This window comes from Salipiger mangrovisoli (assembly GCF_015223355.1).
In the GTDB taxonomy this organism is placed as follows: domain Bacteria; phylum Pseudomonadota; class Alphaproteobacteria; order Rhodobacterales; family Rhodobacteraceae; genus Salipiger; species Salipiger mangrovisoli.
In genome coordinates this window covers 1-22,659 of sequence record NZ_JADFFK010000032.1, presented here as the reverse complement: position 1 = coordinate 22,659, position 22,659 = coordinate 1, and the positions used below count along the sequence as shown (strand labels likewise).

Annotated in this window: 23 protein-coding genes; 5 read left to right on the top strand and 18 right to left on the bottom strand. The window is 68.7% G+C overall.

Annotated features, from left to right (window positions below; translation table 11 throughout):
• Positions 1-29: 29 nt before the first annotated feature.
• Positions 30-710: an HAD family hydrolase gene (locus IQ782_RS26430; RefSeq protein WP_194137676.1), complete on the bottom strand. Its 681-nt coding sequence runs from the start codon at positions 708-710 to the stop codon at positions 30-32.
• Between the two features lie 138 nt (positions 711-848).
• On the opposite strand from IQ782_RS26430, the gene IQ782_RS26425 reads away from it, so the two are divergent.
• Complete coding sequence (locus IQ782_RS26425) at positions 849-1,160, top strand: antibiotic biosynthesis monooxygenase family protein (protein ID WP_194137675.1); 312 nt, start codon at positions 849-851, stop codon at positions 1,158-1,160.
• Here the strand turns inward: IQ782_RS26425 and IQ782_RS26420 are convergent.
• On the bottom strand, positions 1,150-1,731 hold the full coding sequence (locus IQ782_RS26420) for a histidine phosphatase family protein (RefSeq protein WP_194137674.1): 582 nt from the start codon (positions 1,729-1,731) through the stop codon (positions 1,150-1,152). The genes IQ782_RS26425 and IQ782_RS26420 overlap by 11 nt on opposite strands.
• A 48-nt stretch (positions 1,732-1,779) precedes the next feature.
• The gene (locus IQ782_RS26415; RefSeq protein ID WP_194137673.1) at positions 1,780-3,753 is read right to left on the bottom strand and encodes a bifunctional 2',3'-cyclic-nucleotide 2'-phosphodiesterase/3'-nucleotidase; all 1,974 of its coding nucleotides are present in this window, start codon (positions 3,751-3,753) and stop codon (positions 1,780-1,782) included.
• Between the two features lie 337 nt (positions 3,754-4,090).
• On the opposite strand from IQ782_RS26415, the gene nudC reads away from it, so the two are divergent.
• Positions 4,091-5,065, top strand: coding sequence for an NAD(+) diphosphatase (gene nudC, locus IQ782_RS26410; RefSeq protein ID WP_194137672.1), 975 nt, complete (start codon positions 4,091-4,093; stop codon positions 5,063-5,065).
• A gap of 47 nt (positions 5,066-5,112) precedes the next feature.
• Entirely contained in the window at positions 5,113-5,571 is a 459-nt protein-coding gene (locus tag IQ782_RS26405) for an SRPBCC family protein (protein WP_194137671.1), read from the top strand.
• Here the strand turns inward: IQ782_RS26405 and xylB are convergent, their stop codons facing one another.
• The 4 genes from xylB to IQ782_RS26385 all read right to left on the bottom strand — a co-directional run bounded on the left by xylB (position 5,572) and on the right by IQ782_RS26385 (position 10,629).
• On the bottom strand, positions 5,572-7,026 hold the full coding sequence (gene xylB / locus IQ782_RS26400) for a xylulokinase (protein WP_194137670.1): 1,455 nt from the start codon (positions 7,024-7,026) through the stop codon (positions 5,572-5,574).
• Between the two features lie 71 nt (positions 7,027-7,097).
• Positions 7,098-7,730, bottom strand: coding sequence for an ATP-binding cassette domain-containing protein (locus IQ782_RS26395; RefSeq protein WP_194137669.1), 633 nt, complete (start codon positions 7,728-7,730; stop codon positions 7,098-7,100).
• Positions 7,723-9,411, bottom strand: coding sequence for an ABC transporter permease (locus IQ782_RS26390; RefSeq protein WP_338092652.1), 1,689 nt, complete (start codon positions 9,409-9,411; stop codon positions 7,723-7,725). Before IQ782_RS26390 ends, IQ782_RS26395 begins: the two co-directional genes overlap by 8 nt.
• Complete coding sequence (locus IQ782_RS26385; RefSeq protein WP_194137694.1) at positions 9,412-10,629, bottom strand: ABC transporter substrate-binding protein; 1,218 nt, start codon at positions 10,627-10,629, stop codon at positions 9,412-9,414.
• A 193-nt stretch (positions 10,630-10,822) separates the two neighbouring features.
• On the opposite strand from IQ782_RS26385, the gene IQ782_RS26380 reads away from it, so the two are divergent.
• Entirely contained in the window at positions 10,823-11,416 is a 594-nt protein-coding gene (locus IQ782_RS26380; protein ID WP_194137668.1) for an SAM-dependent methyltransferase, read from the top strand.
• Between the two features lie 12 nt (positions 11,417-11,428).
• Here IQ782_RS26380 and gph read toward each other — a convergent pair whose 3' ends face one another.
• From gph to coxB, 11 genes are all read right to left on the bottom strand, one after another.
• Positions 11,429-12,094: a phosphoglycolate phosphatase gene (gene gph / locus IQ782_RS26375; protein ID WP_194137667.1), complete on the bottom strand. Its 666-nt coding sequence runs from the start codon at positions 12,092-12,094 to the stop codon at positions 11,429-11,431.
• Positions 12,095-12,221: 127 nt separating this feature from the next.
• Positions 12,222-13,055, bottom strand: a complete 834-nt coding sequence (locus IQ782_RS26370) for an MBL fold metallo-hydrolase (protein ID WP_194137666.1) — start codon at positions 13,053-13,055, stop codon at positions 12,222-12,224.
• 104 nt (positions 13,056-13,159) lie between these two features.
• Positions 13,160-13,744: a GNAT family N-acetyltransferase gene (locus IQ782_RS26365; protein ID WP_194137665.1), complete on the bottom strand. Its 585-nt coding sequence runs from the start codon at positions 13,742-13,744 to the stop codon at positions 13,160-13,162.
• Positions 13,744-15,006, bottom strand: coding sequence for an insulinase family protein (locus IQ782_RS26360; protein WP_194137664.1), 1,263 nt, complete (start codon positions 15,004-15,006; stop codon positions 13,744-13,746). Before IQ782_RS26360 ends, IQ782_RS26365 begins: the two co-directional genes overlap by 1 nt.
• Entirely contained in the window at positions 15,003-16,391 is a 1,389-nt protein-coding gene (gene thrC, locus IQ782_RS26355) for a threonine synthase (protein WP_194137663.1), read from the bottom strand. The genes IQ782_RS26360 and thrC overlap by 4 nt, the downstream gene beginning before the upstream one ends.
• Before the next feature lie 5 nt (positions 16,392-16,396).
• Positions 16,397-17,086: an SURF1 family protein gene (locus IQ782_RS26350; RefSeq protein ID WP_194137662.1), complete on the bottom strand. Its 690-nt coding sequence runs from the start codon at positions 17,084-17,086 to the stop codon at positions 16,397-16,399.
• Positions 17,087-17,412: 326 nt separating this feature from the next.
• Positions 17,413-18,213 (bottom strand): cytochrome c oxidase subunit 3, encoded by an 801-nt coding sequence (locus tag IQ782_RS26345; protein ID WP_194137661.1) that lies wholly within the window; start codon positions 18,211-18,213, stop codon positions 17,413-17,415.
• Positions 18,214-18,238: 25 nt separating this feature from the next.
• Entirely contained in the window at positions 18,239-18,823 is a 585-nt protein-coding gene (locus IQ782_RS26340) for a cytochrome c oxidase assembly protein (RefSeq protein ID WP_194137660.1), read from the bottom strand.
• A complete protein-coding gene (locus IQ782_RS26335; protein WP_194137659.1) occupies positions 18,813-18,992 on the bottom strand; it encodes a hypothetical protein in 180 nt (59 codons plus the stop codon). The genes IQ782_RS26340 and IQ782_RS26335 overlap by 11 nt, the downstream gene beginning before the upstream one ends.
• Positions 18,992-19,954: a heme o synthase gene (gene cyoE / locus IQ782_RS26330; protein ID WP_194137658.1), complete on the bottom strand. Its 963-nt coding sequence runs from the start codon at positions 19,952-19,954 to the stop codon at positions 18,992-18,994. The genes IQ782_RS26335 and cyoE overlap by 1 nt, the downstream gene beginning before the upstream one ends.
• 66 nt (positions 19,955-20,020) lie before the next feature.
• Entirely contained in the window at positions 20,021-20,926 is a 906-nt protein-coding gene (gene coxB / locus IQ782_RS26325) for a cytochrome c oxidase subunit II (RefSeq protein WP_194137657.1), read from the bottom strand.
• A 186-nt stretch (positions 20,927-21,112) separates the two neighbouring features.
• Between coxB and tldD the strand changes: the two genes are divergently transcribed.
• A complete protein-coding gene (tldD, locus tag IQ782_RS26320; RefSeq protein ID WP_194137656.1) occupies positions 21,113-22,534 on the top strand; it encodes a metalloprotease TldD in 1,422 nt (473 codons plus the stop codon).
• Positions 22,535-22,659: the final 125 nt, after the last annotated feature.

Sequence of the window (22,659 nt, the reverse complement as noted above, 5' to 3'; positions counted from 1 at the left end):
CAGCGATACTTTGACCGAATGATCAAAATTTAGGCGACGGAGTCCGACCGCCGGCGCAGCGGCAGGCCGGCCGCCAACGCGCCTTCGATCAGCGAGGTCGCAAGGTGGTGTGCATGGGAGCCGTCGCTGGGCAGCATGTCCGGCACCTGCACGACCCGCATTCCCGCGGCGCGGGCGCTGGCGGCACCGGTGTCGCTGTCCTCGAAGGCGAGGCAGAGTTCGGGCGCATGGCCGAGCGCCTCGGCGGCCAGGAGGTAGGGATCGGGCGCGGGCTTGGGGTTCTGCACATGGTCGAAGGCGATCACCGCGGCGAAATGCGCGCGCAGCCCGGCGAGGGAGAGCTTGCGCTCGGCCTCCTGCGCGCCCGAGCTGGTGGCCACCGCCATGGGCAGGCCGAGCGCGGCGATCTGCTGGATCAGCAGCATCGCTCCCGGCTTCAGCGGCAGACCCTCGGCCTCGCGCAGGGCGATGCTCTCCTCGCGGATCGCCTGCACGAGCCCCGGCTGGTCGAGGTGGCCGTAGCGGTCCAGAAGCGCCGCCGCGACGGCGTTGCGGTCGCGCCCGATCAGCCCTTCCAGAAAGCCCGGCGCCACGGTCTCGCCGAAGCGCAGGAAGGCGCGCCGCCCGGCCTCGAGCGCGACCCTCTCGCTGTCGACGAGCGTGCCATCGAGGTCGAAGATGACGGCGGCGAAGGGATGTGGTGCGGTCATTGCGGGCCTTTCCAGGTCAGACGGCACCATGTGACCCGCCGCGAGGGGGAATGTCGAGGCTGCGATTTCGTGTTATGCTGGCGTCCCTTGAGGCAGGCAGGCACCCCCGGAACCCCGTGTAGCAAGGAGGGTGGTTCGATGATCATGCGCGTTTTCCAGGTCGTGACCCGGCCGGGCAAGGAAGAGGAATTCGCCGAGTTCTTCCACAAGGTGGCGATCCCGCTGCTGCGCCGCACCGAGGGGATCGTCGAGGTGCTGCCGGGGGCAGCGCGGCCCGAAAGCCCGCGCGAGTTCTCGGTGGTCATGGTCTGGCGGGATCTTGCCTCGCTGAAGGCCTTCACCGACGAGGATTACACCCGGCCGCACGTCGACCCGGCGGAGGAGGACCTGGTCGAAAGCCGGCTCATCCGCCACTACGAGCTGGTCGAGACCGGGGTGATCAGGCGCTGAGGCGTTCCATCGGCTGCCAGGCCGAGAGCACCGCGCAGGGCTGCCAAGTGAAGCCGAAGACGTTGCCGCCGCCGCCCGGCCCCTGGTCGTGGACGCGGCTGATCGAGACGCCCGCCAGCGCGCACCAGAGCAGCGTTCCGACGCCGCCATGGCCGACGAAGAGCACATCGCCCTCGCAGGGCTGCGCGAGGCTGGCCGTCACCTCCGCGAGGATCCGGCCCTGCGCATCGGCGGCGCGTTCCCAGCCGCGCACGGAGTCTTCCGGTGCGGCGAAAAAACGGTCGGCCACCTGCTCGAACTCGCGCGGCGGCAGGAAGCCGGTGGCGCTGCGGTCGTTCTCGTGCATCGCCGGGCGGACCTCGACGGCCAGCCCGAGCGCCTCGGCCAGCGGCCATGCGGTCTCCAGCGCCTTGGTCTCGCCGCTCGAGATGATCCGGGTGGTGCCCGCCAGTGCGCCGCTGCCGGCGAGCGCCGCGACCCGTGCCTTGCCGGTATCGCTCAGATGCCAGCGCGGCACGTCGAGCGCGGGATCGACGATGATCTGTGGGTGGGTGAGATAGCGGCACAGCATTGGACGCGCTTGCAACGGGGGCACGGTGCCGCGCCCCCGTTGCCCTGCTCAGAGCTTGATGCGGAACTGCGCGTAGCCGTCCGCGTTGTCGCCCGCGTCCTCGATGTCGAGCGCCACGCTCTCCATGTAGTCGCGCGCCTTGGGGCCGGTCTCGAAGAGCACCGTGGTTCCCTCCATCGGCGCGAAGCTCCAGTTGTCGTCGGCGCTCGGGTTGATGGTGCCCTGCTCGACGATGTAGCGCACGATGACGTCGCGGTTGGTGTCCGGTGCCTCGAAGACGATGGTGTCGCCGGTGCCGGGGAAGCTGCCACCGCCCGAGGCGCGGTAGTTGTTGGTGGCGATGATGAATTCGGCCGCGGGGTCGATCGGCTTGCCCTCGTAGGCAAGGTTGACGATCCGGTTGGTGCCTTCGTTCACCACGTTGCCCTCACGGTCGAACATCGCCGGCTGCGACAGGTCGATTTGGTAGGTCACCCCGTCGATCACGTCGAAGTTGTAGCTCGGGAAGTCCGGGTTGAGCAGCGGCGCGTCGGTGGCACCGGGCTCGATCTGGTTGAACATCCCCGCCGAGCGCTCCAGCCAGCCCTTGACCTGCGCGCCGGTCACCTTCACCGCGCGCACGGTGTTGGGATAGAGGTAGAGGTCGGCGACGTTCTTGATCGCCACCGGGCCTGCGGGCACGTCGGTGTAATACTCCGGACCGCCGCGGCCGCCGGCCTTGAACGGCGCCGCTGCAGAGAGGATTGGCAGCCCCTCGTGCTCCGTGCCCTGCATCATCTGTTCGATGTACCAGCTCTGCGCGATCGAGACGATCTGCACCGAGGGGTCATCCGCGACCAGCGCGAAGTAGGAATAGAGCGGCGCCGAGGTCTCGCCCACGGCGCGGCGCACGTAGTCCAGCGTCGCCTCGTGCTCGGGGCGGATCGAGTCGAGCACCTCCGCGTCGTCCTCGACCAGCGCGGTGACCTTGCGATCCTCGCCCCGCTCGTAGATCGGGCGGGCCTCGGAACTGGTCGAGACGACCTTCCATGCGTTGCCGTCGCGCTCGAGCAGCAGGTCGATGAGCCCCATGTGCGAGCCCCAGAAGCCGCCCATGACGGCGGGCTTGCCGTGGATCGTGCCAGCGGAAAGGTCGATCGCCTCCTGACCGTCGTAATCGGCCGAGGGGAAGACGAGGTGGCTGTGGCCGGTCATCAGCGCGTCGATGCCATCCACCGCGGCGAGCGGCACCGAGGCGTTCTCCATCCCGTCCTCGTGCCGCGCGGCGCCGATGCCGGAGTGCGACAGCGCGATGATGATCTCGGCGCCGTCTTCCTTCATCTGCGGCACCCATGCCTCGGCGGTGGTGACGATGTCGCGCGCCTCGACGTTGCCTTCGAGGTGCTTGCGGTCCCAGTTCATCACCTGCGGCGGGGTGAAGCCGATGATGCCGACGCGGATCGGATGGGTCGTGCCGGCGCCGTCGGTGATCTCGCGGTCGAGGATCACGTAGGGTTTGAACAGCGTCTCGTCATCGCGCGGGTTCGCGCCCTGCTTCTTGGCGATATTGGCCAGCACGATGGGAAAATTCGCACCCGCGGCGGATTTCTCGAGGAAGCCGAGCCCGTAGTTGAACTCGTGGTTGCCGATGGTGCCCGCGTCGTAGCCAAGCGTGTTCATCGCGGTGATGACCGGGTGCATGTCCCCGTCTTTCATGCCGCGCTCATAGGCGATGTAATCGCCCAGGGGGTTGCCCTGCAGGAAGTCGCCGTTGTCGACGAGCAGCGTGTTGGTGGCCTCGGCGCGTATGCTCTCGATGATCGAGGCGGTGCGCGACAGGCCGACGGTGTCGACCGGCTTGTCGGCGTAGTAATCGTAGGGGAAGACGTGCACGTGCAGGTCGGTGGTCTCCATGATCCGCAGGTGCGCCTGGTTGGCCGCGGCGCGGGCCGAATAGGGGTGCAGCGCGATCAGCGCGCCGGTTGCGGCGCTGCCGGCGAGAAAGCCTCGGCGGCTGATCGGGGTTTGGGGAAGCTTGCGCATCTTGCTCTCCTTCGAGTGTCGTCGCTGCGGGAATAGTGCAGCATCAAGACGGTCTTGCAACGGTTGCCTGTCGGAAGGCCCGGGTGCGGCGGGTGACGTTGCGCCATGCGCCGCAGCTCTGTGCGGGTCGAAAGGGTCAGGGGGCGCTGCCCCCTGCGCGGCCCGCGGGCCGCGCACCCCCGGGATACTTATGCCTAGAAGAAGCCAGGGCGTACCGCTCTTTCTTCTAGGCATAAATATCCCGGGGAGCACGAGGGGCAGCGCCCCTCGCTGGCGCATCGGTTGCCACTCTGGCCGCGCCGTGCCATCCCTTGCCGGGTCCAGCAGGAGGCACGGCATGCGGCAGGCGGAAGAGGTGACATTCGGCGGATCCGGGCTCGACCGGGCGGCGGAGCTGCGCGGCGACATCCCGGGGCTTGCGGCGCTGATGCAGCGACCCGGCGCGCGCGGCGTGGTGTTCTGGCGGGGCAAGCCTCTCATTGCCGATGACGCGGCGCGTGGCGAGACCTGCGCCGGGCTGTTGCGGCTGCCGCTCGATCACCCGCTGCTCGGCGCGGCGCGGGCGCGGCCGGTGCTGCTCGGACGTGAGGACGGCGAGGTGGTGCTGGCCTATGACATCTCCGCCTGGGAGCCCGATGCGCCGCAGCAAGAGGGCTTTGTCGATCCGAGTGTGCAGGTCCATCCGGATGCGCCGAAGGGCGCGCGCTTCGTTGAGCTGCGGACGCTGCTCATCGCGCTTTCCCCGCGCGATGCCGAGCTGGCGGCGACCGCCAAGGCCATTCTCGGCTGGCACGACACGCATGGGTTCTGTTCGCGTTGCGGGGCGGCCTCGGACGTGACGCAAGCGGGCTGGCAGCGGGTCTGCCGGACCTGCGGAGGGCAACATTTCCCGCGCACCGACCCGGTGGTCATCATGTTGATCACCCGTGGCAATGCCTGCCTGCTCGGGCGCTCGCCGGGCTGGCCCGAGGGGATGTACTCCTGCCTTGCCGGCTTCATCGAGCCCGGCGAGACGGTCGAGGCGGCGGTGCGCCGCGAGGTGCAGGAAGAGACCGGCGTCGAGGTCGGCCGCGTGTCCTTGCTCACCAGCCAGCCCTGGCCCTGGCCCGCCTCGCTGATGCTGGGCTGCCGCGGCGAGGCATTGAGCGAGCGGATCACCATCGATCCGCTGGAAATCGAGCACGCGCAATGGGTCAGCCGTGAGCGTCTTGCGGACGCCTTCGCCGGGCTGGAGCCGGGGCTCGTCCCCGCCCGCCGCGGGTCGATCGCCAACCACCTGCTGCGCAACTGGCTTGCGGACCGCCTCGATTAGGCCAAGATGCGGCGGTAAAAAGTAAAAGCGGGCAAACGAGACAGGCAATGGACATCTCCACCAAGGAAGACATCGAGGTTCCGGTCGATCGCGTCTACGCGGAGGCGACCAATTTCGAGCATCTCGAGCGGCAGATCATGCGGCGCGGGATCGAGCTGCGCCGGATCTCGCCGGCGGGCGAGGGCAGCCATGCCTGGCACGCGGTCTTCGCCTTCCGCGGCAAGGCGCGGGCGGCGGACATAACCCTGGTCGAGGAAGACGCGCCGAACCTCCTAGTCTACCGCAGCGTGACCGACGGGCTCGAGGTGCTGACGCGGATCGAGTTCGTGGCGCTGTCGCGCAGCCGCACGCGGGTGGCGATGGCGCTCGAGCTGAAGCCGAAGACGCTTTCGGCCCGGCTGATGGTGCAGTCGCTGAAACTGGCGCGTGCCAACCTGGAAAAGAAGTTCCGGGTGCGCATGGCCGAGTATGCGCAGACGATCGAGGACCGGTTGAAGCGCGCCTGATCAGCGCGGCTGCACCAACGGCTTGACCGCGCGGTAGAGCGCGCGCCAGGATCCGAGGCGCTCCTGCATCGCCGTGGACGGGCTTGGGCTGAAAAGCTCGCATGTCTCGGGGCGCCTTGCGAGATCGCTGCGTCCCAGCGTCCCGGCGGCGAGGGCGGCGAGCTTCGCCGCACCGAGCGAGGGGCCGCTGGTCGCGCCCTCGGGTCGGAAGAGCGTCAGCCCGCTGGCATCGGCGACGGCGCGCAGCAGCAGGTCGCTCTGCGCGCCGCCCCCGAGCGCCGGCAAAGGCGCAAGCCCCCGCGCGGCGGGACCGAAGCTCTCGACCGCGTCGGCGAAGCAGAAGGCCACCGCCTCGACCACCGCGCGCATCATCGCGGCGCGGGTGGTGCTGTCCTCCAGCCCGAAGAAGCCGCCACGAATATGCGGATCGCCGTGCGGGCTGCGCTCGCCGGTCAGGTAGGGCAGAAAGAGCGGGACGCGGGTCTCGGGCACCTCCGCCGCCTCGCGCAGCAGCGTGCCGATCTCCGAGCCGGCGATCCCGGCAAACCAGGCAAGCGGGCGCGCGCCGTTCAGCATCGCGGCCATCTGGTACCAGCGCTCGGGCAGGGTGTGGGCGAAGGCATGCACGAAGGCGTCGGGGTTGGGGCGATAGGCGGTGCCGGCGAGCAGAAGCTGCGCCGAGGTGCCAAGCGAGATGAGCCCTGTGCCGTCCTCGGTCGCGCCGACGGCGACCGCGCCGGTGGCCGCGTCGCCGCCCCCGGTGATGATCTGCACCTTGCGGGAAAGGCCCAGTTCGTCGGCCAGCTCGGGCAGGATCCGCCCCGCGGGCGCACTGCCGTCCTGCACCGTCGGAAGCCAGGCGGGATCGGTGGCGGAGGCGGCGCAGAGCGCGCCCGACCAGCCCCGCCCGGCCTGATCGAACCAGAGCGTCCCGGCGGCATCCGAAGGGTCTGTGACGAGGCCGCCATGCAGGCGAAAGCCGAGGTAGTCCTTGGGCAGCAGGATGTGGGCAATGCGGGCGTGGGTGCGCGGTTCGTGGCTGGACAGCCAGAGCAGCTTCGGGGCGGTGAAGCCGGGCAGGGGCGGCACGCCGGCCAGCGTTCCGATACCTGGCAGGGCCGCGCGCAGCACGGCGCATTCGGCGTGGGCGCGGCCGTCGTTCCAAAGCATCGCCGGGCGCAGAACCGCGCCCGCGCTGTCGAGCAGCACCGCGCCGTGCATCTGCCCCGAGAGGCCGATGCTGGTGATCGCCTTGCGCCGGCCCTCAGGCAGCCCGGAGACCAATTCGGCCAGAACGGCGCGGGCCGCTTGCCACCAATCCTCGGGGTGCTGTTCGGAGGCGTAGGGTGTCGGCGAGGCGGTGGTCAGTGGCCGCCGCGCCTCGGCGCGCGGGAGCCCCGCCTCGCACAGCAGGCCGATCACCGAGCTCGTGCCTAGGTCCAGTCCGATTTCCAAGGTCAGTCTCCTTCCGGATCCCCGGTCCCGTGCCGACCATTTCGCGGATCTGCGCGGGCCGCAAGCGATAGTCAGCCGAGCGTGATCACGCGGCCGCCAGCGGCCTCGGCATCCTCGGGGTCGTGGGTCACCAGCAGCACCGGCAGTCCCTGCGCCCGCGCCCGCTCGAAGACCAGGGCGCGAATCTGCCCCCGCCGCGCCGCGTCGAGCCGGGAGAAGGGCTCGTCGAGCAGCAGCGCGCGCGGCTCCGCCAGCAGCATCCGCATCAAGGCGATACGCGCCTTTTGACCGCCCGAGAGCGTGGCGGGGTCGCGCGGGGCGAAGCCCTCGAGACCGATGTCGCGCAGCGCCGCGTCGATCCGCTCGCGCCGCGCCCGGCCGCGCAGGCGGGCAGGCAGGGCGAAGCCGAGGTTGCCGCCGACCGAGAGATGCGGAAACAGAAGCTCGTCCTGGAACAGGATGCCGACGCGGCGGCGCTCGGGCGGCAGGCGGGTGATTTCGGTGCCATCGAGGGTGATGCGCCCGGTCAGGGCGAAGCCGGGGGCCAGCGTGCCGATGATCGCCGAGAGCAGGGTGGACTTGCCCGAGCCCGAAGGGCCCATGACGGTCAGCACCTCGCCGGGTGCGACGCGCGCGTCGAGCGTCAGCATGGGCGCGCCGCGGTGTGCGATGCGCAGCTCGTCAAAGCGGAGTCCCTCAGCCATGGCGCATCCCCCGCCGGTTGCGCCAGGCCAGCGCCGGGATCAGCAGCGCCAGGGCGAAGGGAAGGAAGGCGGCGGCGGTCTGCGCCAGCGCGGTCACGCCGATCACCCGCCGGTCGCCGCCCGAGGCGAGGGCCAGCGCCTCGGTGGTCAGTGTCGGGACGCGGCCGCCGCCGATCAGCAGAGTCGGCAGATACTGCCCAACGCTGACCGCGGCGCTGACCGCGGCGGCGGTCAGCCAGGGACGCAGCAGCATCGGCAGCCGGATGCGCCAGAAGGTGGCGCTTTGCCCCTTGCCGAGCGCCTGGGCGACGATGGCGTAGCGCGGGTCGAGCGCGCGGTAGGGATCCGACAGCGACAGGAAGGCATAGGGCAGCACGAAGACAACATGCACCGCGATCACCGCGCCGAAGGTGCCGTCGATGCCGGTCAGCAGCGCGGCCACCTGAAGGCCGGGCAGGAAGGCGATCTGCGGCACCAGAAGCGGCAGGTAGAGCAGCCAGAGCGCCCGCGTGCCGGGGCGGAGCCCGTACCGCTGCTCGGCCTCGAGGCACGCGGTGGTCAGCATCATGGCGAGGCCGGAAGCGGTGGCGGCGATCAGCAGCGTGCGCCCGAAGAGCGCCAGAAGTTCGGTGCCATGGCGCATCCAGCTGCGCATCGTCCAGCCCTGCGGCATGAGGTCGGGAAAGCGCCAGAGACCCGCGAGTGACCAGACCGCCAGCCCGGCAAGACCGAGCAGCACCAGCGCCGCCGAAAGCGCACCAAGGCCGAGGCCGGTGCGGCGCAGCGCCCGGTCGGCGCGGCCGCGGCCCCCGGCCACCAGCCAGCGCGACGCGAGGCGGGCCGAGAGTCCCTCGCCGGCACGCCAGAGCAGCAGCGCCGTCACGGTGAGCGCCAGCAGCAGGAGAGCTCCGGCGGCGGCGCGGAACCGCATCGCGAGGTCGGGATCGTTCATCCATTTCAGCACCTGCACCGCCAGCGGCGGAGGGGTGCCCGGGCCGAGGATCATCGCCACGTCCACCACAGAGATGGAGAAGGCCAGCACCGCGTAGACCGGCAGGCGAATCTGCGGGTAGAGGCGCGGCAGGATGACCTTGGCCCAGGCCGTCACGCGCCCGTAGCCGAGCGCCTGCGCCGTGGCGAGGCTCTGCGCCGGGCGCAGCGCGGGCAGGGCCGCGAGGCTCATCAGCAGCAGGAAGGGCATCTCCTTCACCACCAGCCCGGCGATCAGCGACAGGCCCCAGGGGTCCTGCACGATCAGCAGGTCTGGCGGGCGCTCCCAGTCAAGCGGCAGGGCGATCAGCCGGGCGATCCAGCCCGAGGGCGCGATGAGGAAGGCCAGCCCGAATGCGGCGGCGGCATGGGGCACCGAGAGCAGAGGCGAAAGCACCCGTTCGAGCGCTGCAAACGCCCGCGTGCCCTGCCATCCGGCGCAGATCAGCAACGTCAGCGCCAGCGAGAGAAAGGTCGCCGCGAGACCGGTGAAGAGCGAGAGGGTCACGGCGCGGGGCAGCCCCGGCCAGTCCAACAGGTCGCGGAACGGGGCAAGGCTGATCTCTGACCCGCCAAGCGCCGGCATCAGGCCGAAGGCGGGGGCGAGCGTCCCCGCCAGCCCCGCCGCCACCGGTCCGAGCAGCGCCAGCAGCGTGAGCGCGGGCGCGGCGCGGGTCAGCGAAAGTGCCACTCAGCGGGCCGCGCCGTAGCGTGCGGTCCAGTCCTCTTCGAGCCGTTCCATCCACGACGGGTGCGGCTCGGGCAGGGTCGGGCCGAGTTCCTCGGGGGTGAGCGTGGCGATGCCCACGGGGATCTCGTCGAAGATCCGCACCTGATCGTCCGAGAGCCGGTCCATCGCCAGCACCGTGCCGAAGCCGAGCTCGTCGGGACTGGCCATGCGTGCCTGGGCTTCGGGCGAGAGCAGCAGGTTGGCGATCACCATGGCCGCTGCCTTGGCATTGGCGTTGTAGGGGATGGCGACGAAGCTGGCATTGCCCAGCGAGCCGCCCTCGAGCACGAAGCTGCGCACGCTGTCGGGCAGCTGGAAATTCGCGATCGCGTTGGAGGCGGCGTTGGGGTTGAACTCGAAGCCGATGTCGATCTCGTTGTCGGCCACCAGCTGGATCATCCGCTGGGCGTTCTGGGGGTAGGCCCGGCCCTGTCGCCAGAGGTTGGGCGTCAGGGCGTCGAGCCAGTCCCAGAGCGGGGCCGTGGCGGCGGCGTAATCGGCCTCGTCAACCGGGGCGGACAGCACCTCGGGATCGGGCGTCAGTTCGATCAGCGCCTGCTTGAGGAAGGTCGAGCCGAGGAAGTCGGGCGGCTGCGGGTAGGTGAAGCGGCCGGGGTTGGCGGCGGCCCAGCCCGCCAGCGCCGCCATGCTGCGCGGCGGCTCGGGCAGGCGGGCGGTGTCAAAGTAGAACACCAGCTGCGCCATGCCCCAGGGGCTTTCGAGCCCCTCGGTCGGGACGGTGAAATCGGCGGTCAGCGCGGCATTGGCCTCGGGGTCGGTCAGCCGCCAGTTCGGCAGGTCCTCGGACCACGGGCCGAAGAGCAGCCCCTGCCGCTTCATCGCCGCGAAATTCTCGCCGTTGATCCAGATGAGGTCGATCGCCCCGCCCGCGTCCTTGCCGGCGCTCTTCTCGGCCAGCACCCGGCTCACGGCCTCGGCGGTGTCCGAGAGCTTCACGTGTTCCAGCGTCACGCCATATTCGTCCTGCGCCAGATCGCCGATCCAGCCGATGAAGGCGTTGACGTTCTCGGCCCCGCCCCAGGCGTTCCAGTAGACGATCTGGCCCCTGGCCTCGGCGGTCACGGCATCCCAGTCGGCGGGATCCGCTTCGGCGAAGGCAAGGGTCGGAGTTGTGACGGATAGGGCGGCGGCGAGGCCAAGCGGCAGCCAGTTGCGCATCGGGCGGCGGATCATTGCGCGGATCTTTCCTGCTGTGCCGCGACCTGCGGCGCTTTCGTGCTATATGGTGTCATGTTTTCGCAAGCGCGGCGCCCTGGGGTCAATGACAAAAGGGTGTGAATGATTGCAGCATGCTTGCCGCCTTCGGGCGCTTTTCTATCTGAAACGTATGTATTTTCCAGGAGCATCGCCCATGTGGGACGAACGATATGCCGTCGAGGATTACGTATACGGAACCGAGCCTTCGGGGGTTCTGATCCGCAGGAACCACTGGTTGAAACCCGGCGCCAAAACGCTCTGCGTCGCCGATGGAGAGGGGCGCAACTCGGTTTATCTGGCGCAGCAGGGTCTCAAGGTCACTGCCTTCGATGGCGCGGCCGCGGCAGTGGACAAGGCGCGGCGGCTGGCCGCGGGGCGCGGGGTCGAGGTGGAGTATTCGGTGCAGGATGTCTTCGACTGGGATTGGCCCGTCGCCGAGTTCCATCTGGTGGTCGGCATCTTCATCCAGTTCGTCGGGCCAGAGGGCCGGGCGATGCTCTTCGACAAGATGAAACAGGCGCTGAAGCCCGGTGGCGTGCTGCTGTTGCACGGCTACACGCCCCGGCAACTGCAATTTGGCACCGGCGGGCCGGGGGTGGCCGAAAACCTCTATACCGCCGGGATGCTGCGCAAGGCCTTTGCCGACATGCAGGTGCAGGTGATCGAGGACTACGAACTCGACATCCGCGAGGGCCGGGGCCACGTCGGGCGCTCGGCGCTGATCGACCTGATCGCCGTCAAGCGCTGAGCGCCCTTCGTTTCAGGCTTCCAGAGCGCCGAAATGCTGCGCCACGATGCCGGGCAGCTGGTCCCAGTGATCGAAGGCATAGGCGTGGGGCAGGTCCCTGATCGGGGATTTCCGGTAGCCCTCGGTAAAGAGCGCAAAGGGCAGGCCGGCGCGGTCGGCGGTCTCGGCATCGACCTCGCTGTCGCCCACGTAGAGGCCGGGGCCGCCAAGGTCCTGCATCACCTTCATCAGCGGTGCCGGGTCAGGCTTGCGCACCGGCAGCGTGTCGGCGCTGGCCACCGCCCGCAGGTGCCGGTCGAGGCCGAAGTGCTTCAGCGCGATATGGGTCGGGGCCTCGGGCTTGTTGGTGCAGAGCCCCATGGCACAGCCAAGCAGTTCGAGCCGCGCCAGCGCGTCGATCACACCGGGGTAAAGCACGGTCAGCGCCGGTTCGCGCTCGTATTCATGCATGAACTTCGCCAGGAGTCGCGGGTGGGCGTCCGGGTCGCCCTGCAGCCCCACGGCCTCGACCACGCGGGCGATGAGCACCGAGGCGCCCTTGCCGATGAAGCTGCGCGCCTGCTCGAAGCTGATCTCGGGCAGGCCCTCGCTGCGCAGCACGACGTTGGCGGCGCGGTGCAGGTCGGGGGCGCTGTCGATCAGCGTGCCATCAAGGTCGAAGACGACGGATTTCAGCATGCTGGGGCACGCTTGGCACGGGCGGGGAGGGCGTGGGACATGGCGGGGGGCTCCTTTGACGGCACCGCGACAGGGCGGCGCCGCGGCATCATGGCGGCGCGCGCGGACAAGGTCCAGAAGGTCGCGGTCACTGCTCCAGCCATTGCGGCTGCAGAACCACCACCGTCGGCCGCGGCGGCAGGTCGCGGAGGCCGAGGACCAGCTCGGAACCGTCGCGGCGCTCGATTGCGAAGGTGCCGGACAGATCGGCGATGAACCGCTCCAGCGAGGCCCCCGAGAACCAGTGCATTGGCAGGATCACCGAGCTGCGCAGCCGTGCGACAACGCGCTCCATGTCCTCGAGCGGCATGGTCATGCCGCCGTCCACCGGCACCATCAGCACATCTATCCGGCCAAGCGCGGCGTATTGCGCGTCGCTCGGCTCCTGATGCAGGTGGCCGAGGTGGCCGATGCAAAGCCCTTCGACCTCGAAGACGAAGATCGAGTTTCCCCGGGTCTCGGTGCCGCCATAGGCCGAGCGGATGTCGGTCGAGACGTTGCGCACCAGCATCTCGCCGAGGTCGAGGTGATGCTCGATGCCTTCGCCGAAGGGCCCCCAGCCCTCGAGGACATGCGGAATCGCCGGGTCCGGATTGGCGGTCCAGTGACTGGTATGGGCGTGGTTCATCGTCACGATGTCGGGGATCATCGGCACGTTGCCGATGTAGCCGGTGAAATCGGTCACAGCGTCCAGCCCGCCGCGCGTCTGGATCAGGAACGAGGCGTGCGACAGGTACTGGATGCGCACCGAGAACTCGGGGACGGGATCTGTCCATGCGGCCTTCTGCAGATACCCGATCCCCGGAGTGGCATCGGCGATGGCGATGCAGTGGGACGCGCGGCGCTCCTGCGCCTCGGCGGGCAGCGGGGCAGCCAGCAGCGGCAAGAGCGTGGCGGCGCAGGCGAGGGTGGGACGCGGCATGGCAGGGCTCCTTTCGAAAGGAATCCTAATCCGGGAATGCCGAGAGCGGCGCTAAACTTTACGTGGGGTAAGCTTTGGGCGCCGCGCGAAGCGGCCCCGCCGTATCAGCCAACCTGCGTGCGGCCGCGCCGGTCGAGCCGCAGCGCGCTGTAGAGCACATGGGTGCGCCAGCGCCCGTTGATTTGCAGATAGCTCTGCGCCACGCCCTCGTACTTGAAGCCCGAGCTTTCCAGCAGCCCGCGCGAGGCGACGTTCTCGGGCAGGCAGGCCGCCTCGATGCGGCTGAGATCCATCGCGGTGAAGGCATGGTGCACCAGCGTTGCGATTGCCTCGCGCATGTAGCCGTAGCGGGCGAAGGGCTGCCCGGTCCAGTAGCCGAGCGTGCCCGACTGCGCCGGGCCACGGCGGATGTTGTCGAGGGTGATCGCCCCGACCAGCACCTGATCCTCGCGCCGCACCAGGAACAGCGGCACGGCAGAGCCCGCGTTGATCGAGCGCTGTGCCCAGTAGACGCGGTTGGTGAAGGCACGCCGCGACAGGTGATCCTCCGCCCAGGAAGGTTCCCAGGGCGTGAGGTAGTCCTTGCTCTGCAGCCGCAGCGCAACCCAGGCGTTGAAATCGCCATGGAGCGGCGGGCGCAGGATCAGGCGCTCGCTGTCGAGCCTGAACTTCCGCCGCCGACCCAGCATCACGCGGCCCGCTGCGCCTGCAGCTCGTCCAGCCCCGGCGCGCCGGAGACCGGACCATAGAGCGCCAGCGCGGCCGGGGACTCGGCGGCGACGGTCTCGGCGAAGTCGCGCACGTCGCCGGTGGTGACGTTGTCGATCTTCTCGACGGTCTCCTCGATCGGCGGCACCTCGCCCCAGATCTGCACCATGCGTGCCATGCGCTCGGCGCGCGAGGACGAGCTTTCCAGACCCATCAGCAGCCCGGCCTTCATCTGCGCGCGGGCGCGGGCAACCTCCTCGGGGGACATGTCCTCGGCGGCGCGCTTCATCTCGTCGATGGTCAGCCGCGCCAGCTCGCCGACTTCCTCGCCGGAGGTACCGGCGTAGATCGTGTTGAGCCCGGTTTCCGAGTAGGCCCCGGTCTGCGAGAAGATCGTGTAGCACAGGCCGCGCTTTTCGCGGATCTCCTGGAACAGCCGCGAGGACATGCCGCCCCCCAGCGCGATCGAGTAGATCTGCGCGGTGTAGAAGTTGGGATCGCGGTAGCCCGGTCCCTCGAAGGCCAGCGCCAGATGCGCCTGCTCGAGCGATTTCTCGCGGCGGAACTCGCCACCGGTGAAGCGCGCGTTCTCGGCCTCGGGGGCAAGGCGCGGCACCATCATGCCAAACAGCCCCTCGGCCTGGGCGACCAGCGCCTCGTGATCGACCGCGCCTGCCGCCGACAGGATCATCTGCCCCGGCCCATAGTGCTCGGCCACGAAGGTGGCCAGGTCGTCGCGCCCGAAGCTCTTCACGTTGGCCGCCTCGCCGAGGATCGTCCGTCCCAGCGCCTGGCCGGTGTAGGCCTGTTCCTGGAGCCAGTCGAAGATCACGTCGTCGGGCGTGTCGAGTGCCTGGCCGATCTCCTGCAGGATCACGTGGCGCTCGGTCTCGATCTCCTTGGGTTCGAAGATCGGGTTGAGCAGGATGTCCCCGATGACGTCCATTGCGAGCCGGGTATCGTTCTCCAGCACACGGGCGTAATAGGCGGTCACCTCGCGCGAGGTATAGGCGTTGATGTAGCCGCCCACATCCTCGATCGCCTCGGCGATCTGCAGCGCGCTGCGCGTCTTGGTGCCCTTGAACGCCATGTGCTCGAGGAAATGCGCGATGCCGTTCTGCTCGATCCGCTCGTTGCGGCCACCGGCGGTGACCCAGATGCCAAGTGAAGCCGACTGCAGGCCGGGCACGTTTTCGGAGACGACGCGGAAGCCGTTCTTGAGGGTGGTCAGTTGCACGGTCACTTGGAGATACGCTCCCGGATAAGGGTTTCGAGTGCGCCAAGATCGTTGGGCACGCGGGTGACGCGCTCGGGGCGGTCGAAGAGGTCTGCCATGCGCGCGGGCAGGGGCGGGCGGATGCCGCTGGCCTTTTCCACGGCGTCGGGGAACTTGGCCGGATGCGCGGTGGCAAGGGTGATCATCGGCACCGCGGGCGTGCGGTGCTCCTCGGCCACCTTCACGCCGATGGCGGAGTGCGGGCAGAGCAGCTCGCCCATGGTCTCGCGGGCCTGCGCGATGGTCGCGAGCGTCTCGTCCTCCGAGGCGCGGCCGCTCTCGAAATGGTCGCGCAGCGCCTGCAGGGCGCCCTGCGAGACGTGGAAGCCGCCCGCCTTCAGCTCGTCCATCAGCTGGCCCACGGCGGCACCATCGCGGCCGTAGGCGTCAAAGAGCGCGCGCTCGAAGTTGCTGCTCACCTGGATGTCCATCGAGGGGCTGATCGACGGGTGCACCTCCGAGGTCTGGTAGTCGCCGGTCGACAGGCAGCGGTGCAGGATGTCGTTCTGGTTGGTCGCCACCACCAGCCGGTCGATCGGCAGGCCCATCGTCTTGGCGATGTAGCCCGCGAAGATGTCGCCGAAGTTGCCGGTCGGAACGGTGAAGCTGACCTTGCGGTCGGGCGCGCCCAGCGAGACCGCCGACGAGAAGTAGTAGACCACCTGCGCCAGCACGCGCGCCCAGTTGATCGAGTTCACCCCCGCCAGCCGCACCTCGTCGCGGAAGGTGAAGTCGTTGAACATGTCCTTGAGCTTGGCCTGGCAGTCGTCGAAATGCCCGTCGAGCGCCAGCGCGTGCACGTTGGCCTCCGAAGGGGTGGTCATCTGGCGGCGCTGCACCTCCGACACGCGGCCATGCGGGAAGAGGATGAAGACATCCACAGCGTCGAGCCCCTTGAACGCTTCGATCGCCGCAGAGCCGGTATCGCCCGAGGTGGCGCCGACAATGGTCACCCGCTCGCCGCGGCGGGTCAGCGCCTCCTGGAAGAGCTGGCCGATGAGCTGCATGGCGAAGTCCTTGAACGCCAGCGTCGGGCCGTGGAACAGCTCCAGCAGGAAATGGTTCGGCGCCAGCTGCACCATCGGCGCGCGGGCCTTGTGGCCGAAGCCGGCGTAGGCCTTGGAAATGAGATCGCCGAAGGTCTCGTCGCTGAAGGTGTCACCGACGAAGGGGCGCATGACGCGGAAGGCCACCTCCTCGTAGCTGAGCCCGTTCAGCGCGCGGATGTCGCCGGGGGTCATCACCGGCACGGTCTCGGGCACGTAGAGGCCGCCGTCACGGGCGAGGCCCGAGAGCATGGCCTCTTCGAAGCTGAGCGCCGGGGCTTTGCCGCGGGTCGAGATATAGCGCATGAGGCTCAGGCCTTTCCTGTCTTGGATTGCCGACGGATGTAGTAGCCGGTCATGATCAGCCACACCACCGCCAGCGAGAACCAGGTGATGGCGTATTGCAGGTGATCGTTGGGAATGCCGCTGGCGCTGACCGGCAGCGGCTGGATGGTCGGGTCGGCGGGGTCGATCTCGCGCGCCACGACGAGCAGCGGCTCGGTCTGCAGCACCTCGGCCATGGCACCGATGTCGCGGGCGAACCAGATGTTCGCCTTGAGGTCGTTCTCCGGCGTCGAGCTGTTGCGGTCGTCCGGCCAATGCAGGTTGCCGGTCACGGTGACCGGGCCTGTGCTGCGCGCGGCATCCTTGTTCGCATCGGCGGTGAAGCCGCGGTCGAGCAGCAGCAGGCGCGGCCCGTCCGCCACGCCTTCGACCCGGAACGGCGAGATGATCCGGTAGCCCGCGCCGACCTGCTTCTGGCTGACCAGCACGCGGATCTCTCCGGGCAGGATCTCGCCTTGCAGCGCGACGGGCTGGTAGCGCTGCTCGTCGCGAGAGATCATCCGGGGCAGGGGCTCCGCCGGGGCGGAGATGCGCGTGTCGATTTCCGCCAGCACGGCCTGTTTCCACTCGAGCCGGCGCAGCTGCCAGCTGCCCAGCGAGATCAGGATCCCGGCACCGATCAGGCCAAAGAGGAGGGGAGCGATGTAGCGGGTCAAGTAGGTCCGGGTCCGGATGTCGGGTCGAAGATCGGGGCGTCAGCGCGTCCTGCCTGCTTTAGCGCCTCTGCGCAGGGCACATCAAGGCGCGATTGCGCGCGCGGATGCGGGCAGGGGCTCCGCCCCTCTGCGGCTGCGCCGCATTCACCCCGGCGTATTTGGAAAGAGAAGACTCCAGGGGCGCGGCCCGCGGACTTCTTCTCTTTCCAAATACGCCCGCCGGAACCGCGCGATCTCGCGCCGCGCGGGGGTCGAAGCGAAACGCCCGCCTGAAGCGGCGGGCGTCTTGGGTCCTGCGTCCCCGGTGGGTCGCGGTGAGGGCGGGGTCAGCCGCCCCAGATGTAGACCGAGGCGAAGAGGAAGAGCCACACCACGTCGACGAAGTGCCAGTACCAGGCGGCGGCTTCGAAGCCGATGTGCTTGGTGGGCGTGAAGTCGCCCTTCATCAACCGCAGCAGGCAGACGAAGAGGAAGATCGTGCCGATGATCACATGGGTGCCGTGGAAGCCCGTCGCCATGAAGAAGTTGGCGCCGTAGATGTTGCCCGAGAAGCCGAAGGCCGCGTGGCTGTACTCATAGGCCTGGAACACGGTGAACAGCACGCCGAGAGCGATGCCGATGATCAGGCCCCACTTCATGTCCTCGCGGTTGTCCTCATGCACCAGCGCGTGGTGCGCCCAGGTCACAGCCGCGCCCGAGCACAGCAGGATCAGCGTGTTGATCAGCGGCAGGTGCCAGGGATCGAAGGTCTCGATCCCCGCGGGCGGCCAGACGCCGTCGACCGCCGGGGAGTTCGGGCCCATCGGGTAGAGCGCGTGTTTGAAGAACGACCAGAACCAGGCGAAGAAGAACATCACCTCGGACATGATGAAGAGGATGAAGCCGTACTTCAGGCCGATCTGCACCACCGGGGTGTGATCGCCGACGCGGCTTTCGGCGATCACGTCCGACCACCAGCCGAACATGGTGTAAAGCACGCCGACGAAGCCGGCGAGGAAGATCCACGGCCCGTGGTCATGCATCCACAGCACCGCGCCGAACAGCATGACGAAGGCGGAGGCCGAGCCGATCAGCGGCCAGGCTGACGGGGGCAGGATGTGGTAGTCGTGGTTCTTTGCATGCGCCATCTCGATTCCCTCGTTGGTCAGGCGGTCAGTTCACGGAACTCTTGTCCGCTTCCTCTTTGGCGAGAGCGGCCTGCGTCTCCTCTGGCAGGTCGATCTCGTAGAATGTGTAGCTGAGCGTGATGTGCTTGGCGAACTTTGCGTCGGGATCGTTGACGATCTCGGGGTCGACGTAGAAGCTCACCGGCATTTCCACCCGCTCGCCGGGCATCAGCACCTGCTCGGTGAAGCAGAAGCATTCGATCTTGCTGAAATAGGCCCCGGCATCATAGGGGGCCACGTTGTAGGCTGCCTGTCCGGCGATGGGGCGGTCGGTGGGGTTGTAGGCCTCGTAGAAGGCCAGCCCGTCCTCGCCGATGCGCAGCGTCATCTCGGTCTGCATCGGCTTGAACTCCCAGGGGAAGCCGCGGTCCTTCGAGGCGTCGAAGCGGATCTTGATGGTCTGCTCGAGGATCTGCGAGGATTCGCCCGTCGCGACATTGGTGGTGCCGCCATAGCCGGTGACCCGGCAGAACCAGTTGTAGAAGGGCACGGCGGCCCAGGCCATGGCGCCCATGAAGACCACCACGCCGATCAGCGACCAGAGGGTTTTCGTGGTCCCCTTAGTTGCCATTCTGGACCTGTCCCTGCTGCGGCGCATTGGCGGTGCCGAAGTCGCCCGAGCCGATCTTGACGATGGTCAGCCCGAAGACGATGGCGATGAAGGCGGCCAGCGTCAGCCCGACGCCGATATTGCGGCCGCGGCGGCGCTGGTGCAGCTCATGTTCGTGCGCGATGCCCATTACCAGGCTCCCAGAAGGTCGATGCCGAAACGGGCCAGTCCCGCTTCCACCAGGATCGCGCCGAAGTGGGCGAAAAGATAGAGCAGCGAGAGCTTGAAGAAGCTCTTTTCGGTCTTGAAGTTGTCCGCCTCGGACAGGGTCTCGTCGCGGCGGAAGATGTCCCAGGCACCCTTGAGGAAGAGCGCGTTCAGCACCAGTGCCAAGGCGAGGTAGATCGGCCCGCCCACCGAGGTGAAGCCGGTGCCGATGGCCAGCGCGGCCAGCAGGATGGTGTAGACGAGGATATGCTTGCGGGTCGAGCGGCGGCCGTGGGTCACGGTCAGCATCGGCACCTTCGCGTCGTCGTAGTCCGAGCGCATGAAGAGCGCGAGCGCCCAGAAGTGCGGCGGCGTCCACATGAAGGTCAGGCAGAACATCAGCACGGCCTCGACGCTGACCGATCCGGTCGCGGCGGCCCAGCCGATCATCGGGGGGAAGGCGCCCGCGGCACCGCCGATGACGATGTTCTGCGGCGTCGAACGCTTCAGCCACATGGTGTAGATCACCACGTAGAAGAAGATGGTGAAGGCCAGCAGCCCGCCCGCCAAAACGTTGGTGGCGAGCGCCAGGAACACGCAGGAGAAGCCCGAGAGTGCGAGGCCGAGGGCCAGCGCCTCGCCCGGCTGGACGCGGCCCGAAGGGATCGGGCGCTTCACGGTGCGTTTCATCACCGCGTCGATGTCGGCGTCCCACCACATGTTCAGCGCGCCCGAGGCGCCGCCGCCCACGGCGATGAAGAGGATCGCGCAGAAGCCGACGAAGGGGTGAACCGGGACCGGCGCGGCCAGCAGGCCGACGAAGGCGGTGAAGACAACCAGCGTCATGACGCGCGGCTTGAGCAGGGCGAAATAGTCGCCGAACTGCGCGTCGTATTCGGACGCGCGGGCTGCCGGTGCTGCCGTGTTGGTGGTGAGGTCGCTCATCTTGGTCTCGATTCGGGTCTTGGCGACGCGCCCTCCTCCTCGGGCGCGCCACCTTGTTGCAAAGAGTTAGGACGCCGCCAGGAACTGGCGAACGTCTGCGTAGCCGCCTTCTTCCTGCGAAGCGGCGAGCCAGGCGTCATAGACCTCCTGGCTGACCACCTTGACGGTGATCGGCATGTAGGCATGGCTGATGCCGCAAAGCTCCGAACACTGGCCGAAGAACACGCCTTCGCGCTCGGGCTTGAACCACAGCTCGGCGATGCGGCCCGGAACGGCATCCTGCTTCACGCCGAAGGCGGGGATGGTCCAGGAGTGGATCACGTCGGCGCCGGTCACCTGCATGACCACGGTCTTGCCCACGGGCACGACAACGGCGGTGTCGGTCGCCAGAAGGAACTCGGAGTCGCTGTAGCCCGCATCGTGCAGCTGGGTCGACACGTCGGTGCTGAAGCGGTTGTCGCCGCCGGTGGCGGGCGCGCCGATCATGTAGCCCTCGTAGGCGAGATCGGTGCCGACATACTCATAGCCCCAGTACCACTGGTAGCCGGTGACCTTGATCACCACGTCGCCCTCGGGGATTTCCTGCTGCTTGAACAGCACCGGAAGGGAGAAGGCGCCAATCACCACCAGGATCACGATCGGACCCAGCGTCCAGGCGATCTCCAGCGGCGAGTTGTGGGTGAAGCTCTTGGGAGTCGGGTTCGACTTCCGGTTGAAGCGCAGCACGGCGTAAGCCAGCAGCGCGATGACGAAGATGCAGATCGCGGTGATGATGACGAGCAGCATCCCGTCCAGCCATTGAAGGTCGCGCGCCAGCTCGGTCGAGGCGGGCTGGAAGCCGGTTCCGCCCGCTTTCGGGTGGCCGACCAGCTCCAGCGAGTCCTGCGCCAGGGCCGGCGCGGCCTGCACAGCGGCGAGGGCTGCGGCGAGGGTGCCGGTGGCGCGGCCCGTCAGCATCGATAGTTTACGCATGTATCACCTGATCCGGTTGTCATTCTTCTCTGCGGACAGGAGGATTCACCCCCGAGCCGTCACCCGAAGAGCCTCCTCCCTGTTGTTGTGGACTTTAAAAAGCACATTGCGCCCATCAAATAAAGATGAACGCTTGCGGCAAAAGCGCACTTTTTTGATCCAGATCAAATCTAAAAGGACAATGACATGAGCGAAAGCCCCTTCCGCCCCTTTGAAACCGCCCTCGATCTGGACCGCACGCTGGGGCAACTGCGTAACGCTGTCGCGGGGGCGGATGACGGCGAGTTGTTCCTCGAAAGGCGCCGCGGCGAGGCGCTGGTGCTCGACGACGGGCGAATCAGGACGGCCAGCTACGACGCTTCGGAGGGCTTCGGCCTGCGCGCGGTGCGCGGCGAGGTGGCGGGCTACGCGCATTCGACCGAGATCTCCGAGCAGGCCATCTCTCGCGCCGTCGAGACCGCCCGTCTGGCGGTTGGCGATGGCGGAGGCGTGCTTGCCGCGCCGCCCGCGGGCACCAACCGCAAGCTCTACACCGACGCCGACCCGATCGCCGGGCACAGCTTCTCGGTGAAGCTCGAGACCCTGCGCGAGATCGACGCCTTCGCGCGCGACCTCGATCCGCGCGTGGTGCAGGTCACCGCCACGATCGCCGCCTCCTGCCAGGAGGTCGCGATCCTGCGCCCCGAGGGCGGGCTGGTGTCCGACGTGCGCCCGATGACCCGCGTCACGGTGAGCGTCATCGTCGAAGAGAACGGGCGGCGCGAACAGGGCGCGGCCTCGGGCGGCGGGCGCTACCTGCTCGACGGGCTGCTGGAGCCGTCGTCATGGCAAGGGCAGGCGCGCGAGGCGCTGCGCGTGGCGCTGGTGAACCTGCGGGCCGAGGATGCCCCGGCCGGCGTCATGGACATCGTGCTCGGGCCGGGCTGGCCGGGAATCCTGCTGCACGAGGCAGTGGGGCACGGGCTGGAGGGCGACTTCAACCGCAAGGGCAGCTCGGCCTTCGCCGGGCTGATGGGCCAGCGTGTTGCCGCGCCGGGGGTCACGGTGGTCGACGATGGCACGCTGCCCGACCGCCGCGGCTCGATCTCGGTGGACGACGAGGGCACGCCCTCGGCGCGCAACGTGCTGATCGAGGACGGCATCCTCGTGGGCTACATGCAGGACCGGCAGAACGCCCGGCTGATGGGCGTCGAGGCCACCGGCAACGGCCGCCGCGAGAGCTACGCCCATGCGCCGATGCCGCGGATGACCAATACGATCATGCAGGGCGGCGACGCCGACCCGCAGGACATCGTGGCGGACCTCAAGGACGGCATCTGGGCGGTCGGCTTCGGCGGCGGGCAGGTGGATATCACCAACGGCAAGTTCGTCTTCTCCTGCACCGAGGCCTACCGGGTGAAGAACGGCAAGGTCGGCGCGCCGGTGAAGGGCGCGACGCTGATCGGCGACGGCGCCACAGCGTTGCAGCACGTGCGGGCGCTGGGGAACGACATGGCGCTCGACCCAGGCATGGGCAACTGCGGCAAGCAGGGGCAATGGGTGCCGGTGGGCGTCGGCCAGCCGACGGTGATGATCGGCGGGCTGACGGTGGGCGGCGCCGGCAGCTGACCGGGATCCCGCAGGGGGAGCGGGGGGGGGGGGGGGGGGGGGGGCGGGGCGCGCGGGCGGGGGGGGGGGCGGGGGGGGCGGGGCGGGGGGGGGGGGGCGGGCGGGGCCGCGGGCCGGGAGCGGGG